Origin of the sequence: Thiomicrospira sp. S5, assembly GCF_003991075.1 — a bacterium.
GTDB lineage: Bacteria > Pseudomonadota > Gammaproteobacteria > Thiomicrospirales > Thiomicrospiraceae > Hydrogenovibrio > Hydrogenovibrio thermophilus.
In genome coordinates this window covers 1,763,905-1,778,581 of the sequence record NZ_CP014470.1, presented here as the reverse complement: position 1 = coordinate 1,778,581, position 14,677 = coordinate 1,763,905, and the positions used below count along the sequence as shown (strand labels likewise).

Genomic DNA, 14,677 nt, shown 5'->3' with positions numbered 1-14,677 from the left:
TTGGGCGGTATAGATGACCGACAGTTTCAACGGCACGATTTTCATTGATTTCGACGGCGTGGTGCGTCACTGGGCGGGAAACGACATTCATGCCCGCGAAGCAGACTTAAAGGTGCCGACGGGCACTTTGTTTCAAGCCGCGTTTGATCGAGCTCGTTTGCATCCGGCCATTACTGGGACAGTGTGTCATGAAGCTTGGGAAGCGTCGGTCAAACAGTGCCTGGCCGATGATTTTTCAAACACGGTCGCGGAAGGCTTGATACAGGCCTGGCAAAAAGCGGACTATACCATCGATTTCGATTTGCTGGCGGATATTCAAGCACTGGCCCCGCAAGCCAAGCTGGTTTTGGCGACGAATGCCACGACCAAACTGGCGGAGGATCTCAAACAATCCAATTTGATGTCGGCCTTTGACGCGGTGGTGAACTCGTCGGACATTGCCTTGACCAAACCCGAGCGGGGCTTTTTCGAAAAAGCCTTATCCATGACCCATAGCACGGCAGAGACATCGGTTTTCATTGACGACAATGAACGGAATGTTCAGGTGGCGGCCAATATCGGTTTTTCCGCTGTTTGTTACCAGAACAAACCGCAAGTGTTGAGGTTTATTGAAAATCTCCTGTGATAGGCTTTAAGCTTCCTGAAAATGGGGTTTTTACCTGAATCGAGTATGCTATCCTGTCGCACTTTAAAGGTTAACCAAAACAAGAGTAGCAAGAATAGACAGACACTATGTGGAACGACACTTACGATACGGAACATTACGTTTACGGCACCGAACCGAATGATTTTTTACGCGAACAGGTCCACCATTTGCCGAAAGGCAAGGTGTTGTGTCTGGCCGAAGGCGAAGGGCGTAATGCGGTTTTTCTGGCCAAGTTAGGCTATGACGTCACCGCGGTGGATTTATCGCACGTTGGCTTGCAGAAGGCCGAGCGTCTGGCCGAAGAAAACCAAGTGGAAATCGAAACCGTCTGTGCCGACCTGGCGCAGTTTGATTTGGGCGAAGAAGCTTGGGACGGCATTGTGTCGATTTTCTGCCATTTGCCGGCAGACTTGCGGGCGGATGTGTATCATCGCGTGCAAACCGCTTTGAAACCGAAGGGCGTGTTTTTGGTGGAGGGCTATACGCCGTTGCAGTTGTCTTATAAAACCGGCGGGCCGCCGGTGGCGGAAATGATGGTGTCGCAAAGCGTTTTGGAGCAGGAGTTACCGCAGATGGAATTCCTGCATTTGACGGAGTTGGAACGCTCGATTGTGGAAGGCACCAACCACACCGGGCTGGGCCATGTGGTGCAGGCTGTGGCGGTGAAACGTTAAACGACGGTTTTGAAACAGCTAACTCAAACGTCATTTAATTTAGTCTATTATGATAATTAAAATTATTTGTGTTAACTATGATGTGAATCGCTTGTCGTTTGGCCGGATTTCTGTCAAGATTAAATCGAAGACTCATTAAATATAACGCAATGTAACGGAGAAAGGATATGTCTGTTATCAGTCAGCTAAAAACCATCCAAGCGGATGCGCACGCTTATTATCTACAATTACACCAAATTCACTGGTTGGTTCAGGGAACGCGATTCAAAGCCATGCACGAGATGACGGAAGGCTATTACGAGCGTATGTCGGAACTGTATGACGACGCGGCCGAGCGTTTGCTGCAGAAAGGCGCTTTGCCATTGTTGAACTTGGATGAATTGAAAGCGGCGAGCACGCTTCCGGCATTGACGGAAACCTGTTTTGACGAGAAAGCGGTTCTGGCGTATGTGGAGTCAATGCTGGCGCATTGGATTAAAGCGTTTAAAGCACTGGCCGAAGCCGCCGAAGCGGAAGATGACCGCGTCACCACCGCCATCGCCGACGAGCAAATGGAAGTGCTGGAAAAAGACGACTGGATGTTGAAAGCCACCAAAGGCGAAGCGGTTTATAAATAAGCGAAAGCCATCCGGTGAAAATGACGGGGCGCTTTGTGCTCCGGTTGTTTCAATAAAAAAGCCACGCATGATAAAGTTCATGTGTGGCTTTTTTGGTTTCAGTCATGGCTAAAACGGCCAGGCCTGGTGAAAAACGTTATAACGGGTCAGTGGTCGCATTGGCCGATGTCTTCGTTCCAGATGTCCGGTGATTGTTCGATGAAACGCGCCATGAGCTGTTTGCAACGCTCGTCGTCGAGCAAAATGACCTTGACGCCGGCTTCTTTTAGCCAATCCAAATGGCCTTCAAAGTTTGCGTTTTCGCCGATGACAACGGTGCCGATGCCGAACTGGCGAATCAAACCGGAGCAATACCAGCAGGGCGTGAGCGTGGTGACCAAAATGGTGTCGCGGTAACAACGCTGGCGTCCGGCATCGCGAAAGGCGGCGGTTTCACCGTGAACGCTCGGGTCGTCATCCTGCACACGGCGGTTTCGGCCTTTGCCGAGCAGTTGACCGTTTTGGTCGAATAACGCCGCGCCGACTGGCACGCCGCCTTCCTCAAAACCGGCTTGGGCTTCCGCCAGGGCGGGTGCCAGTAACGCTTGATAATCCAATGAATCCATTGCGGTTCCTTCTGTTTGGAAAGAGAGTTTTCACCCGCGTTCAGTGTAACCGATTCCCAGCGTTTGAGCGATTTATGCTATGATGCCTGCCTTTATTGATAAGTAACTTGAGTATTGAATTATGTCTTATACCACCACACCGGATATTGTCAGTTACGGCTTGGGCCGTCAGTTTGGCGACCAATTGGCCGCCGACCCATTTGAAGGGTTGAACGCGGAAGCCATGGCGGAAGGGTTAAAAGATGCGTTGCAGGGCAAAGCCAGCCCGATTGCGGATGCGCAATTTCGTGAAGCCTTTCAGGAAATCAATGACCTGATGCAAGCCAAAGCCGCTGAGCGTGCTGAAGCGGCCGCGGCGGAAGGCGAAGCCTTTTTGGCCGAAAATGCCAAAAAAGACGGTGTCACCGTGACCGAATCCGGTTTGCAGTATGAGATTCTGGTGGAAGGTAATGGTGAGAAGCCGAGTGCGGAGTCGGTGGTTTCAACCCATTATCACGGTACTTTGATTGACGGCAGTGTGTTCGACAGTTCTGTGGAGCGTGGTCAACCGGCCGAATTCCCGGTTAACCGCGTGATTGCCGGTTGGACCGAAGCGCTTCAAATGATGCCGGTCGGCTCCAAGTGGCGTTTGACCGTGCCATATGAGTTGGCGTATGGCACACAAGGTTCCGGCGGCGCCATCGGGCCTTATGAAACACTGGTGTTTGAAGTAGAGTTGCTGGAGATTGTCAGCTAAGACTGACCGAACGTCGGCGATTCGTTATAAAAGCCCGCATTTGCGGGCTTTTTTTATGCCTGAGGGCGGACGCTAGAATCTGTGGATTATGGCCAGGCCTGATGGTTTTGTGGTTTGGTTCGCTAGAAGAAAAGCTAGTCATGGCTGCGGATTTTTGCTTAAATGAAGCCGCTGGATTTATTCTATTTGAAACAAAAATAAAAATGAGGTGGGTATGGAACTTGGAGCATTGATTGTGTTTTTGTTGATTGGCGCCGTTGCCGGTTGGCTGGCCGGTTTAGTGATGAAAGGCGGCGGTTTCGGTTTGCTGGGGAATATGGTCATTGGCATTATCGGGGCCTTTGTCGGCGGCTTTTTGTTCGGCTTGGTCGGGATTTCTGCGGGCGGCTTGATTGGCTCCATCATCACGGCGACCATTGGCGCCATCGTGCTGTTGTTTGTGATCGGCGTTTTGAAAAAAGTCTAACCCGAGTAGGGGAGCTTTCTCATGACACCGGCAGACGTCATTGATTTTTGGTATTCGCCGAGTATGGCCGAGCATTGGTTTCTGTCGACCCCGGCGATTGACCAAACCATCCGAGACCGTTTTGAAAGCTTGTGGGAAAGTGCGGCGGGCGGCGAACTGACCAGTTGGCAAGACTCGCCGGAAGGTTGTCTGGCGTTGTGCATTGTGCTGGATCAGTTCCCGTTGAATATGTTTCGGGGAGACCCGAAAAGCTTCACGACCGAGCAGCAAGCGGTGGCGGTGACGAAACACGCCGTCGCCAAAGGATTGGACCAACAACTGACACCCGCCAAGCGGGCATTTTTGTATATGCCGTTGATGCACAGCGAGCATTTGGCGGATCAAGACGAATCGGTCCGTTTGTTCGAGGCGGCCGGTTTAACAGACAACCTCAAGTTCGCGCGTCACCATCGGGAATTGATTCGGCAATTCGGCCGTTTCCCGCACCGTAATGCGATTCTGGGGCGCATCAGCTCTGACGCCGAAAAAGCCTATCTCGATTCACCGAATGCTTTTACTGGTTGAGTTATTTCTTTCTGCACCCTGTCTGCGTTATTTCTCGTTATCCCCTCACAATGAATAAAAAAGAAAACAATGTGAATCTCAATCGCAAGTGATGGTTATTTACCGAGCACCCGTTATGCTAAATCTTTTTTAAAATCGGTGGGGCAAGGTATGAGTCTGGAAGGATTTGTTTGGGCGGGATTGTTTTTGGGTGTTGGTGCCACCTTGGTGATGGATTTGTGGGCGTTGTTTGTGAAACGGGCTTTTGCGATACCATCCTTGAATTACTGTTTTGTGGGGCGCTGGCTTTGTCATATGCGAAACGGACGCTTCGCGCACGAGAGTATCGCCACGGCGGAAAAACGGCCGTTGGAGTGTGTTGTCGGTTGGGTCTCCCATTATGGGATTGGTGTGATTTTCGCCTGGATTTTTCTATGGATTATTTCGCCGGACTGGTTGCAAAACCCGACTTGGCTCCCCGCGTTGTTATTTGGTGTTGCAACCGTTATCGTACCGTTCTTTGTCATGCAGCCGGCTTTTGGCCTCGGTGTGATGGGTGCCAAAACGCCGCAGCCGACTCAAACCCGCTTTCGCAGTCTGATGGCTCATACCTCTTTCGGTATCGGACTTTATGTGGCGGGCGCTGTCTTCTTCTGGCTGGGAGCCTAGGGAAGGACAAAGAGCCGGGAGGGGAAGATAGTAGTCCGCACGCTTCTATGGTAAAGTTTCGTTATCGAGTAAAACGAAATATGGAAGGTATTACGGTTTGGAAAGTGGTCTGAAAAACGTGACGTTTATTCCCGTCTGGGTATTGATGGTGTGGGTATTTGGAGCTTTTGCTTTGAATACCGCATCCGCCGAGACCGAACCGGAACTGAAAGGCGAGGCGCTGCACATTGCCTTGGTGGAAACCGCGTTGAAGTACGACTTTTTCAATCAACGTTGCCGGGGCGTGAGTGCGTCGCAAAACGAAGCCAAGGTTAACCGCCTATTTATTGAAAAGTATAATCTGACCGTCAATAACTTCATTAAGCGTTTTCTGACGGATGACCCGCGTGATACGGAATCGGCGATGAAAAAATCGTTGTATGCCGAAATCTACAAACTGGGGGGCTGTCAGGAAGCGCGCCGTAAAGGACTGGAAAGCGAACTGAAAAAAGATTTCCGCCGCCTGTACGAACAGGTGGAAACCTCTCCGTGGTTCCCGATTTTATAGAGCGTTATCGAGCGAATTCGATAAAGCGGTTATCGAAAACCGTTATTTCCGCATTAAGGTGTCGAGGTGATTCACCGCATCCACCCAATCGGCATCGTCTTCCACCGCTTCTTTCAAAAACGCCGCTTGTGCCGGTGTCCAGAGACTGGCTTCATGCAACAGCGTGACTTGAGACAGGCGCGGCTGTTTTTTCAAAAACGCTTCAATGGCGTCATCCGAATTATCCAATCCCAATTGTGCGAATAGGGCATTCAGGTCGTGCGCAGAGGTTTCCATGGTGTGCTCCTCGTTCTAATCGGCTTAATCCCATTTTACGCCGAGCCGTGAAGCGATGGCAAACGAAAAACCCAAACTGACTAGGACTGGTCGAATTCGGTTTTATGCAACAGCGAATTAAGCGGTTTTTTCTTTGAACTCACACAAGTCGTAAATACAGCAGGCGCCGCAACGCGGTTTACGCGCGGTACAGGTGTAACGGCCGTGCAGAATCAATAAGTGGTGCGCCGGGATAATGTATTCTTTCGGCACGTTTTTGAGCAGTTTCTTTTCCACTTCCAGCACGGTTTTGCCCGGTGCGATATTGGTGCGGTTGGAGACGCGGAAAATATGGGTGTCCACCGCCATGGTCGGTTGGCCAAATGCGGTGTTGAGGACGACATTGGCGGTTTTGCGGCCCACGCCCGGCAGGGCTTCCAAGTCTTTTCGGTTGTCCGGCACTTGCGAGTTGTGAAGGTCCATCAACATTTTGCAGGTTTTGATGATGTTGGCGCCTTTGGTGTTGAACAGGCCGATGGTTTTGATGTATTCCTTCAAGCCGTCTTCGCCGAGGGCATAAATCGCTTCCGGCGTGTTGGCGACCGGGAAGAGTTTGGCGGTGGCGATATTGACGCCTTTGTCGGTGGCCTGCGCCGATAAAATCACCGCAATCAGCAGTTCGAAAGGGTTGGAATAGTTGAGCTCGGTTTCCGGCTCGGGAATGGCTTCGGCCAGACGTTGGAAAATTTCAAGGCGCTTTTGTTTGTTCATGGATGGTTCAAATTTGGGTTAAAAAAGTTCGGTGGATTGGTTGCTTTCGTAATCGGTTTAGTCGGCTTCAGTCAGCTTTAAGCGGATTGACGGCGACCTGGACGCCCAAAGCGTTTTGGGCTTTCTGCGCGCGGCGTTGTTCAATCGCATTTTTCAGCGCCACCAGCAAGCCCAGCCCGATAAAGGCACCGGGCGGCAGAATCGCCAACAAAACCGGGTGATAATTATCGGAGAAATGCAGCGTCATGGCTTGGGCGGATTCACCGAACATCAAATCCATTTGGTCGAATAGGGTGCCGTTGCCGATGATTTCCCGTAAAGCGCCCAGCACCACCAGCACCAGTGCAAAGCCCAAACCCATGAAGAAAGCATCCACCAATGATTTGTCGATGGGGTTTTTCGAGGCATAGGCTTCGGCGCGGCCGAGAATGGCGCAGTTGGTGACAATCAGAGGAATGAAGATGCCCAGAATGCCGTGTAAGGTGTTCAGATAGGCTTCCATCAACAGATCGATGACGGTCACCGCCGAAGCGATGATGGCGATGAACACCGGAATGCGGATTTCGTCGGACACATGGTCGCGAATCAAGGAGACCAGCACGTTGGACACGATCAGAACCGCCATGGTTGCCAAACCGAGTCCGATGCCGTTGACAGTGTTGTTGGTGACGGCCAGCAACGGGCAAAGGCCAAGCAGGGCGACCAAGGCCTGGTTGTTGTTCCAAAGACCGTTTTGGGCGATGTGTTTGTAATCGGCCAGTTTGTCGGACAAGGTGTTTGGGGATGAAACAGCCGCATCACTCATACAAAGCATCTCCTTTTTGTTGGACAAACGTCAGCGCCTTGCGGACGGCTTTAATCACGGCGCGCGGCGTGATGGTGGCGCCGGTGAACTGGTCAAAGTGACCACCGTCTTTGCGCACCGCCCACATCGGGACATTGTCTTCTCTCAGTTTAAGACCGTCGAAGGATAATATCCAGCTGGATTTACGCAATTCAATCTTATCGCCCAGGCCTGGCGTTTCTTTGTGTTTCAAGACGCGAACCCCGGCGATGCGCCCATCACGATAAACGGCGAGCATGATTTTAATGTCGCCGCTGTAGCCGTCCGGCGCGACGGTGGTGAGAATGACCGCCACCGGTTCGCCGTTCTGGCGAGCGCGGTAAACGGTGACCGGTGCGTCCGTGCCAAGATATTTCGGAGAGCGCACTTGAAGGGTGTCTTGCAAGGGATCGTTGTCGTATTCATCGGTTGGCAGCAATTGGTTGACGGTGGCCAGAAGGTTGGCGCGTTCCGCTTCCTGAATTGGTTCGTCGGTCAGGAGTTTCGCTACCAGCAACAGGCTGACGCCAATCAGGGTGAACAGACTCAACATCAGCGCGGAACGCAGCATTTGCTTCCAAAGCATTTGACCAGGCCTGGTGGATTGTTGGGTTTCCGTGTTTTCGGTTTGGTTTTCAGTGTCCGACACGTGCGTTTTCCTATTCCGTTAAGGTTACGTTATTTCTTGTAGCCGACCACGCGTGGTTGCGTGTATTGGTCGATGAGCGGTACAAACATGTTCATAATCAAGATCGCGAAAGCGATTCCGTCCGGATAAGCGCCCCAGTTACGGATAATGTACACCAGCAAGCCGATGCCGATGGCGTAGATGAAACGGCCCATCGGCGTGGTACTGGAGGTGACCGGATCGGTGATGATGAAAAAGGCCGCGAGCATCACGCCGCCGGACAGCAGGTGAAAGCTCACCGGTGCGTATTGGCTTGGGTCCAGGCTGTGAAACACAAAGGCGATGCCGGCCAAGCCACCTAAAAACCCGACCGGATACTGCCAGCGAATCGCGCGTGAATACAGCATCCACAAACCGCCAATCAGGAAGGCGATATTGATGGACGCCCAGCCATACGGAATTTGGTTGTCATTGAAATTGGCGCTGTCGAGCGAGGCGAACACCGGTGTGCCTTGTGTCAGCGCGGTTTTAACCTGATCCAATGGTGTGGCGCCGGTGATTTGGTCCAGCCCTAAGTCGTTCGGTGTGTGGCCGGTGAAAATCATCTGGAAGGATTCCATAAAGCCGATATGGTGGCCGGAAACGTCCGACGGCAAGGTCCATTGCGTCAGTTCCGCCGGGAAGGAAATCAACACGAAAGCATAGCCCAGCATGGCGGGGTTGAACGGGTTATAGCCGAGTCCGCCGTACAGGTGTTTGCCGAAGACCAGCGCGAAAATCACGCCGGAAACAATCACCCACCAAGGCGATTCCGGCGGAATACAGAAGACCAGGCCGGTGACGGTGATGACGCCGCTTAAATCGGTCAGGTATGGCATCACCGGGCGGCCGCGTAATTTCAGCAGGGCGTATTCGGTGATGATGAGTGTCAGTACCGCCAAGCCCCATTGTATGGTGATGCCGTAACCGAAAAAGTAGATGTGCGCCAACAGGGCCGGAATGGCAGCGATTTGCACCTGCATCATCAGCTTTCGTACGCTGCTGGCATTATGGGCGAATGGTGACGTTGTCGGAGTCATCTTCAGTGTCCGTCCTTATCGGTTTGGTGAGTGGCCGAGCTGCTTGTGTCATGTGCGTCATCGGCTTGGCGTTTTTTGGCCGCGCGTGCCGCCGCCTTGGCTTTGGCGGCGGCCATGGCCGCTTTTCGTTTGGCATCCGGCGCTTCCGGAGAGGCGTTTTTCGGTGTTTCGGCGACCGGTTTTTCCGCTTGTTCCGTTTCTTGAGGTCCGGCAGCTTGCGCCTTCTGTTTGGCTTGAGCGCGTTTTTTTGCGGCCGCCATCGCCGCCTGGCGTTTGTCCTGAACGGACGTTTGATCGTCGGCGCTTTTCGGGGTGTCTTTGGGGGCGTCAGCCGTTTCCGTTTTCGGTTTTGGCTCATTGGCTTTTTTGGCCTGAGCCCGTTTTTGAGCCGCTTCCATCGCGGCTTTGCGTTTGTCGGCGGCAGACGGTTGGCTGTCCGTTTGTGCTTCCGGTTTGGACGCACTGTCAGATGTGCTGTTGCTTGAGTTTTGAGCTGCCGCTTTGGCCGCAGCTCGTTTTTTGGCCGCGGCCATGGCGGCTGCTTTTGGATCCGGTTTCTTCTTCGGTTCCGCCGTTTGGGATTCGGCTTGCTTTTCAGCGGCTTCCGTACGTTTTTTCGCGGCGGCAATGGCTTTTTCACGCGCGGACAATTTCGGGGCGACCCCGCTGTCTTTTTCAGCCGATTTTTGGCGAGCACGCGCGGCCGCTTGTGCTGCCGCTGCGGCGGAAGCCGGTTTTTTGGCCACGGATGCGCTGGACGTGTTGGCCTCGGCCTGTTCCGCAGCGGCTTTTTTCTTCACGGCTTCTTTTTTAGCTTTCAAGCGGGCATCACGTTCCTGTTTTTCGCGCTCCAAACGCGCAAGCTTGAACTCGTGGCGTTGCTTGGCCAATTCCGCCGCTTGTTCTTCCTGTTTGATTTTTTTGATTTCGGATTTTGCGAAACGGTAATACTGCACCAGCGGAATCTGGCTGGGGCAGACGAAGCTGCAACAACCGCATTCGATGCAATCGAACACTTTGAGTTTTTCGACTTTATCGAACTCATGGCTCCGGCTGTACCAGTACATTTGTTGTGGCAACAGGTTGACCGGGCAGGCATCCATGCATTCGCCGCAACGGATGCAGGGCAAGGCTTCTTCCATCGGTTGCGGCGGATTGGCGAGAATGCAGTTGGTGGTTTTGATGACCGGCACTTGATTGGATTTCATGGCAATGCCCATCATCGGTCCGCCTTGAATCAAGGGATAATCGAGCGGGTGTTTGGGCTTTGCGAGCTGAGCCAGTTCTTCAAACGAGGAACCGAGCAGGGCTTCGATATTGAAAGGTTGCTGTAGGCCTTCGCCTGAAACGGTGACCAAACGACTGATCAGCGGATTGCCGTGGGTCACGGCGTCGTGAATGGCGGCGAAGGTGGCGACGTTCATCATCAGGATACCGGCGTCCACCGCGTGGGTATTGGCGGGTAATTCCACACCGGTAAGTTCCTGGGTCAGCTGTACCTGACTGCCCATCGGGTAGACGGTGGCAACGGTCTCGATTTGGACATCGGTGCCGTTGGCCGCTTTTTGCATGGCTTGAATCGCTTGCGCTTTGTTGTCTTCGATGCCGCAGATAATCCGTTCGACGCCCAGCGCTTCCGCGACCATCAAAGCGCCTTGAATGATATTTTCGGGCTGGGTCTGCATCAAAACGTCATCGCAGGTGATGAACGGTTCGCACTCGGCACCGTTGATCAGCAGGTATTGAATCTGGCCGCGCTGCGATGGGATTTTGGCGAATGTCGGGAAACCGGCGCCGCCCATACCGACAATGCCGGCGCGATGGACCAATGCTTTGAGTTCGTCGGGTGTTTGCGGACGGGAGCCGTCGACTTGCAGTGCGTTGTCGATGGTCTCATCCTGACCGTCGGTTTCGATGACCAAACATTGTCCGTTGAGACCGGAAGCATGCGGAAGCACGCGGTCTTCAATGGCGGTAATGGTGCCGGACGTCGGCGCGTGAATCGGTGCAGCCAAGCCTTTTTCGGTGTCGGCCAATAATTGATTCTTGAGGACGCGGTCGCCGACTTGAACCTGGGCTTCCGTCACGACCCCGACGTGTTGTTGCAACGGCAAGACCAAGGTTTTTGGAATGTAAACCGGCTTAAGTGGATGGCGCAACGACATGGATTTGTTGTAACGCGGGAAGACTCCGCCGTGAAAACGATAGAGCCCGCGTTTGGCCATTGGATAAAGCTTGGCCAACAGTCGCAGACTGGCGTTTTTGAGCGTCGTGAAGTTCAAGGTTTCGGTCGTCATCGGTTTATGCCTTCTGACCGAGGGTTTGAATCAAGGGTTCTTCGGAACGCGCCGGTTCCGGCCAAGCCCAGGTTTGCGGGGTCGGTTCTTCCGGAATCATGTCGATGCAATCGACCGGGCAGACCGGCACGCATTTTTCGCAACCGGTGCATTCGCTTTCGATGACGGTGTGCATCATTTTGGTGGCGCCGACAATGGCGTCCACCGGACAGGCTTTGATGCAATGCACACAGCCGATGCAAAGGTCTTCGTCGATTTTGGCGATGATTTTGGTGTCGATCTCTTCCGGCTCGGCTTCCATTTCTTTGGGTTCGCGGTGGGTGATTTCAGATATTTGAATCATCACTTCATGACCACCGGGCACGCAAAGATTGACCTCCGATTCGCCATTGGCCAAGGCTTCGGCATAAGGCTTACAACCGGGAAAGCCGCACTGCCCGCACTGGGTTTGCGGTAAGACGCGGTCGATTTGTTCGGCGACCGGGTTGCCTTCCACCTTGAAGCGAATGGCGGCATACCCCAGAAGCAGGCCGAACAGAATGGCCAGACCTAGAAAAATCAGCAACGCGCTTATCATTTGACCAAACCACCGAATCCCATAAAGGCCATCGACATCAAGCCGGCGGTGATCAAGGCAATCGGCGCGCCCTGAAACGGTTTGGGCACATCGGCGAAAGCGATGCGCTCACGAATTGATGAAAACAGAACCATCACCAGGGTAAACCCGACGGCGGCGCCGAAACCGTAAAAGGCCGATTCCAAAAAGTTGTGGCGTTCGCCGACGTTCAATAGCGCCACACCCAGTACGGCACAGTTGGTGGTGATGAGCGGAATGTAAATGCCCAGCACCTGGTAGAGCACCGGGCTGGTTTTGTGGATGGCCATTTCCGTGAAACCGACCACGGCGGCGATGGCGAGAATGAAGCCGATGGTTTGAAGAAACTCCAGCCCGAACGGCACCAATAGATAGGTGTTGATGAGGTAACTTAAAACGGACGACAGCGTCATGACAAAGGTGGTGGCCAAGCCCATTCCCAAAGCGGCATCGGTTTTCTTGGACACGCCCATGAACGGGCACAGCCCCAAGAATTTGACCAGAACGAAATTGTTGACCAGAACCGTGCTGATAAGAATGAGAATGTATTCTGTCATAAGCTAAGCTGACCGTTTTTCGATCGATTTCGACCGTGTGTTTATTTGACGCGCATACCCGGTGTGGCACCGTCGTCCGGGTTCAGCAGGAATAAGTCCTTGCCGCCCGGGCCGGCCGCCAGCACCATGCCTTCCGACAAACCGAAACGCATTTTGCGCGGTTTCAAATTGGCGACCATTACCGTCATTTTTCCGACCAGGTCTTCCGGCTGATAAGCGGACTTGATGCCGGCGAACACCTGACGTTCGCCCAAGCCGATATCCAGCGTCAATTTGATGAGTTTGTCGGCTTCCGGTACCTGTTCGGCGTTGACAATTTTGGCGATGCGTAAATCAATTTTAGCAAAGTCGTCAAATGTGATTTCATCTGCCAATGGGTCTAGAGAATCGGAGCTGTTTTGCGCGTCCGATTTGTTCGATGTGGACTTCGCTTGAGTCGGCTGCGCTTTCAAGTCTTCCTTGGACGCGTCGATCATTTTTTCGATGGCATCCATATCAACACGGGTCATCAAGGCTTTGAACTTGGTGATTTCATGGCCCATCAACGGTGTTTGGATGGCGTCCCACTGGTAGCCGTCCAATTTCAGGAAGCTGGCGGCTTGTTCGGCGGTGGCCGGAATAACCGGTGCCAAGTACGTCATCAGTACGCGGAACAGGTTGATGCCAAGGCTGACGGATTCGTGCAACTCGGCTTCTTTGCCTTCCTGTTTGGCCAAGACCCAAGGTGCGGTTTCGTCGATGTATTCATTGGCTTTATCGGCTAGCGCCATGATTTCACGCATGGCTTGGGCGTATTCACGCTTTTCGTACAACTCTGCAATCGCGTCGGATTGATCGGCAAAAGAGGTGTAGAGCGCATTAGCGGAATCCGACCAGGCCTGGCTGAGTTGGCCATCGAATTTTTTGACCACGAAACCGGCACAACGGCTGGCAATGTTCACCACTTTACCCACCAGGTCGGAATTGACGCGTTGGGCGAAGTCTTCCAGACTCAGGTCGATGTCGTCGATTCGGCTGTTCAGTTTGGCGGCGAAGTAGTAACGCAGGTATTCCGGGTTTAAGTGCTTCAAGTAGGTGTTGGCCATAATGAAGGTGCCGCGGGATTTGGACATTTTTTGTCCGTCCACGGTCAGGAATCCGTGCGAATAAATGGCATTCGGCGTCCGGAAACCGGCACCGGACAGCATCGCCGGCCAGAAAAGGGCATGGAAGTAAATGATGTCTTTACCGATGAAATGGTACAGCTCGGCGTCGGAGTCGGCTTGCCAGAAAGCGTCGAAATCAATGCCTTTGGCATCGCACAGGGCTTTGAAGCTGGCCATGTAGCCCACGGGCGCATCCAGCCAGACATAGAAGTATTTGTCTTTTTCGCCGGGAATCTCAAAGCCGAAGTAGGGCGCGTCACGGGAAATGTCCCAGGCACGCAGGCCGGATTCAAACCATTCGTCCAACTTGTTGGCGATTTGGGTTTGCAGGTGACCGTGGTGCGTCCAGTCTTTGAGCATTTTCTCGAAGTGAGACAGCTCGAAGAAAAGGTGGTCGGTTTCTTTTTCCACCGGAGTGGCGCCGGAGACGGCGGATTTCGGGTCGATGAGTTCCGTCGGGGAATAGGTCGCGCCGCAGGCTTCACAGTTGTCGCCGTATTGATCTTCAGTCTTACATTTCGGACAGGTGCCTTTGATGAAACGATCCGGCAGGAACATTTCTTTTTCCGGGTCGTAGAATTGTTTGATGGTCTTGCGGGAAATGTGCCCTTTTTCGTTCAGCTGGTTGTAGATGTAGCTGGCGAAATGTTTGTTTTCCGGCGAATTGGTGCTGTGATAATGGTCGAACTGGATGTTGAACCCGGCGAAGTCGGCTTGGTGCTCTTCCGAAACACGAGCAATCAGTTCTTCCGGTGTGATGCCTTCGGCTTGAGCTCGCAGCATGATTGGTGTGCCGTGGGCGTCATCGGCGCAAACATAATAACACTCGTTGCCGCGCATTTTTTGAAAGCGCGCCCAGATGTCGGTTTGGATGTATTCGACAAGGTGGCCCAAGTGGATCGGACCGTTGGCGTAAGGCAAAGCACTGGTGATTAATATTTTTCTTCGATGACTCATTTTCTCACTCTGGGTTCTCAAAAATTAATCGGTCAATTATAAGCGTTTTTGATGTTTTTGGGTGGGC

The 14,677-nt window shown here is 53.0% G+C and carries 18 protein-coding genes; 8 read left to right on the top strand and 10 right to left on the bottom strand.

The genetic code is table 11. The features are described 5' to 3' along the window. Positions 1–13: 13 nt before the first annotated feature. From AYJ59_RS08190 to AYJ59_RS08180, 3 genes are all read left to right on the top strand, one after another. Entirely contained in the window at positions 14–625 is a 612-nt protein-coding gene (locus AYJ59_RS08190) for an HAD-IA family hydrolase (RefSeq protein ID WP_127119825.1), read from the top strand. A 107-nt stretch (positions 626–732) separates the two neighbouring features. Continuing rightward, a complete protein-coding gene (locus AYJ59_RS08185) occupies positions 733–1,320 on the top strand; it encodes an SAM-dependent methyltransferase (RefSeq protein ID WP_127119824.1) in 588 nt (195 codons plus the stop codon). A gap of 167 nt (positions 1,321–1,487) precedes the next feature. Continuing rightward, on the top strand, positions 1,488–1,937 hold the full coding sequence (locus tag AYJ59_RS08180; protein ID WP_029937881.1) for a Dps family protein: 450 nt from the start codon (positions 1,488–1,490) through the stop codon (positions 1,935–1,937). 146 nt (positions 1,938–2,083) lie between these two features. Here AYJ59_RS08180 and AYJ59_RS08170 read toward each other — a convergent pair whose 3' ends face one another. Beyond that, on the bottom strand, positions 2,084–2,542 hold the full coding sequence (locus AYJ59_RS08170; protein WP_127119822.1) for a nucleoside deaminase: 459 nt from the start codon (positions 2,540–2,542) through the stop codon (positions 2,084–2,086). A 121-nt stretch (positions 2,543–2,663) separates the two neighbouring features. On the opposite strand from AYJ59_RS08170, the gene AYJ59_RS08165 reads away from it, so the two are divergent. The 5 genes from AYJ59_RS08165 to AYJ59_RS08145 all read left to right on the top strand — a co-directional run bounded on the left by AYJ59_RS08165 (position 2,664) and on the right by AYJ59_RS08145 (position 5,503). After that, positions 2,664–3,278, top strand: a complete 615-nt coding sequence (locus AYJ59_RS08165; RefSeq protein WP_127119821.1) for an FKBP-type peptidyl-prolyl cis-trans isomerase — start codon at positions 2,664–2,666, stop codon at positions 3,276–3,278. Positions 3,279–3,492: 214 nt separating this feature from the next. After that, positions 3,493–3,744, top strand: coding sequence for a GlsB/YeaQ/YmgE family stress response membrane protein (locus AYJ59_RS08160; protein WP_068648464.1), 252 nt, complete (start codon positions 3,493–3,495; stop codon positions 3,742–3,744). A gap of 21 nt (positions 3,745–3,765) precedes the next feature. After that, on the top strand, positions 3,766–4,308 hold the full coding sequence (locus tag AYJ59_RS08155) for a DUF924 family protein (RefSeq protein ID WP_127119820.1): 543 nt from the start codon (positions 3,766–3,768) through the stop codon (positions 4,306–4,308). A 150-nt stretch (positions 4,309–4,458) separates the two neighbouring features. Then, positions 4,459–4,956 carry a DUF2938 domain-containing protein gene (locus tag AYJ59_RS08150; RefSeq protein WP_127119819.1) on the top strand — a complete coding sequence of 166 codons (498 nt, stop codon included), beginning with the start codon at positions 4,459–4,461 and terminating at the stop codon, positions 4,954–4,956. A gap of 97 nt (positions 4,957–5,053) precedes the next feature. Further along, entirely contained in the window at positions 5,054–5,503 is a 450-nt protein-coding gene (locus AYJ59_RS08145; RefSeq protein ID WP_127119818.1) for a hypothetical protein, read from the top strand. A gap of 42 nt (positions 5,504–5,545) precedes the next feature. On the opposite strand, the gene AYJ59_RS08140 is transcribed toward AYJ59_RS08145, so the two are convergent. The 9 genes from AYJ59_RS08140 to metG form a co-directional block, all read right to left on the bottom strand. After that, positions 5,546–5,779, bottom strand: a complete 234-nt coding sequence (locus tag AYJ59_RS08140; protein WP_029937888.1) for a DUF2789 family protein — start codon at positions 5,777–5,779, stop codon at positions 5,546–5,548. 117 nt (positions 5,780–5,896) lie between these two features. Further along, a complete protein-coding gene (gene nth, locus AYJ59_RS08135; RefSeq protein ID WP_068648470.1) occupies positions 5,897–6,529 on the bottom strand; it encodes an endonuclease III in 633 nt (210 codons plus the stop codon). A gap of 67 nt (positions 6,530–6,596) precedes the next feature. Next, positions 6,597–7,334: an electron transport complex subunit E gene (locus AYJ59_RS08130; RefSeq protein WP_269467389.1), complete on the bottom strand. Its 738-nt coding sequence runs from the start codon at positions 7,332–7,334 to the stop codon at positions 6,597–6,599. Further along, positions 7,327–8,001 carry an electron transport complex subunit RsxG gene (gene rsxG, locus AYJ59_RS08125; RefSeq protein ID WP_225972418.1) on the bottom strand — a complete coding sequence of 225 codons (675 nt, stop codon included), beginning with the start codon at positions 7,999–8,001 and terminating at the stop codon, positions 7,327–7,329. The genes AYJ59_RS08130 and rsxG overlap by 8 nt, the downstream gene beginning before the upstream one ends. A gap of 29 nt (positions 8,002–8,030) precedes the next feature. Further along, positions 8,031–9,059 (bottom strand): RnfABCDGE type electron transport complex subunit D, encoded by a 1,029-nt coding sequence (locus AYJ59_RS08120; RefSeq protein WP_127119817.1) that lies wholly within the window; start codon positions 9,057–9,059, stop codon positions 8,031–8,033. Between the two features lie 2 nt (positions 9,060–9,061). Continuing rightward, entirely contained in the window at positions 9,062–11,356 is a 2,295-nt protein-coding gene (rsxC, locus tag AYJ59_RS08115; protein ID WP_127119816.1) for an electron transport complex subunit RsxC, read from the bottom strand. A 4-nt stretch (positions 11,357–11,360) separates the two neighbouring features. Continuing rightward, positions 11,361–11,933 (bottom strand): electron transport complex subunit RsxB, encoded by a 573-nt coding sequence (rsxB, locus tag AYJ59_RS08110; RefSeq protein WP_068648478.1) that lies wholly within the window; start codon positions 11,931–11,933, stop codon positions 11,361–11,363. Then, on the bottom strand, positions 11,930–12,508 hold the full coding sequence (gene rsxA / locus AYJ59_RS08105) for an electron transport complex subunit RsxA (RefSeq protein ID WP_029937895.1): 579 nt from the start codon (positions 12,506–12,508) through the stop codon (positions 11,930–11,932). The genes rsxB and rsxA overlap by 4 nt, the downstream gene beginning before the upstream one ends. 41 nt (positions 12,509–12,549) lie before the next feature. Continuing rightward, on the bottom strand, positions 12,550–14,610 hold the full coding sequence (gene metG / locus AYJ59_RS08100) for a methionine--tRNA ligase (RefSeq protein ID WP_127119815.1): 2,061 nt from the start codon (positions 14,608–14,610) through the stop codon (positions 12,550–12,552). Between the last annotated feature and the right edge of the window lie 67 nt (positions 14,611–14,677).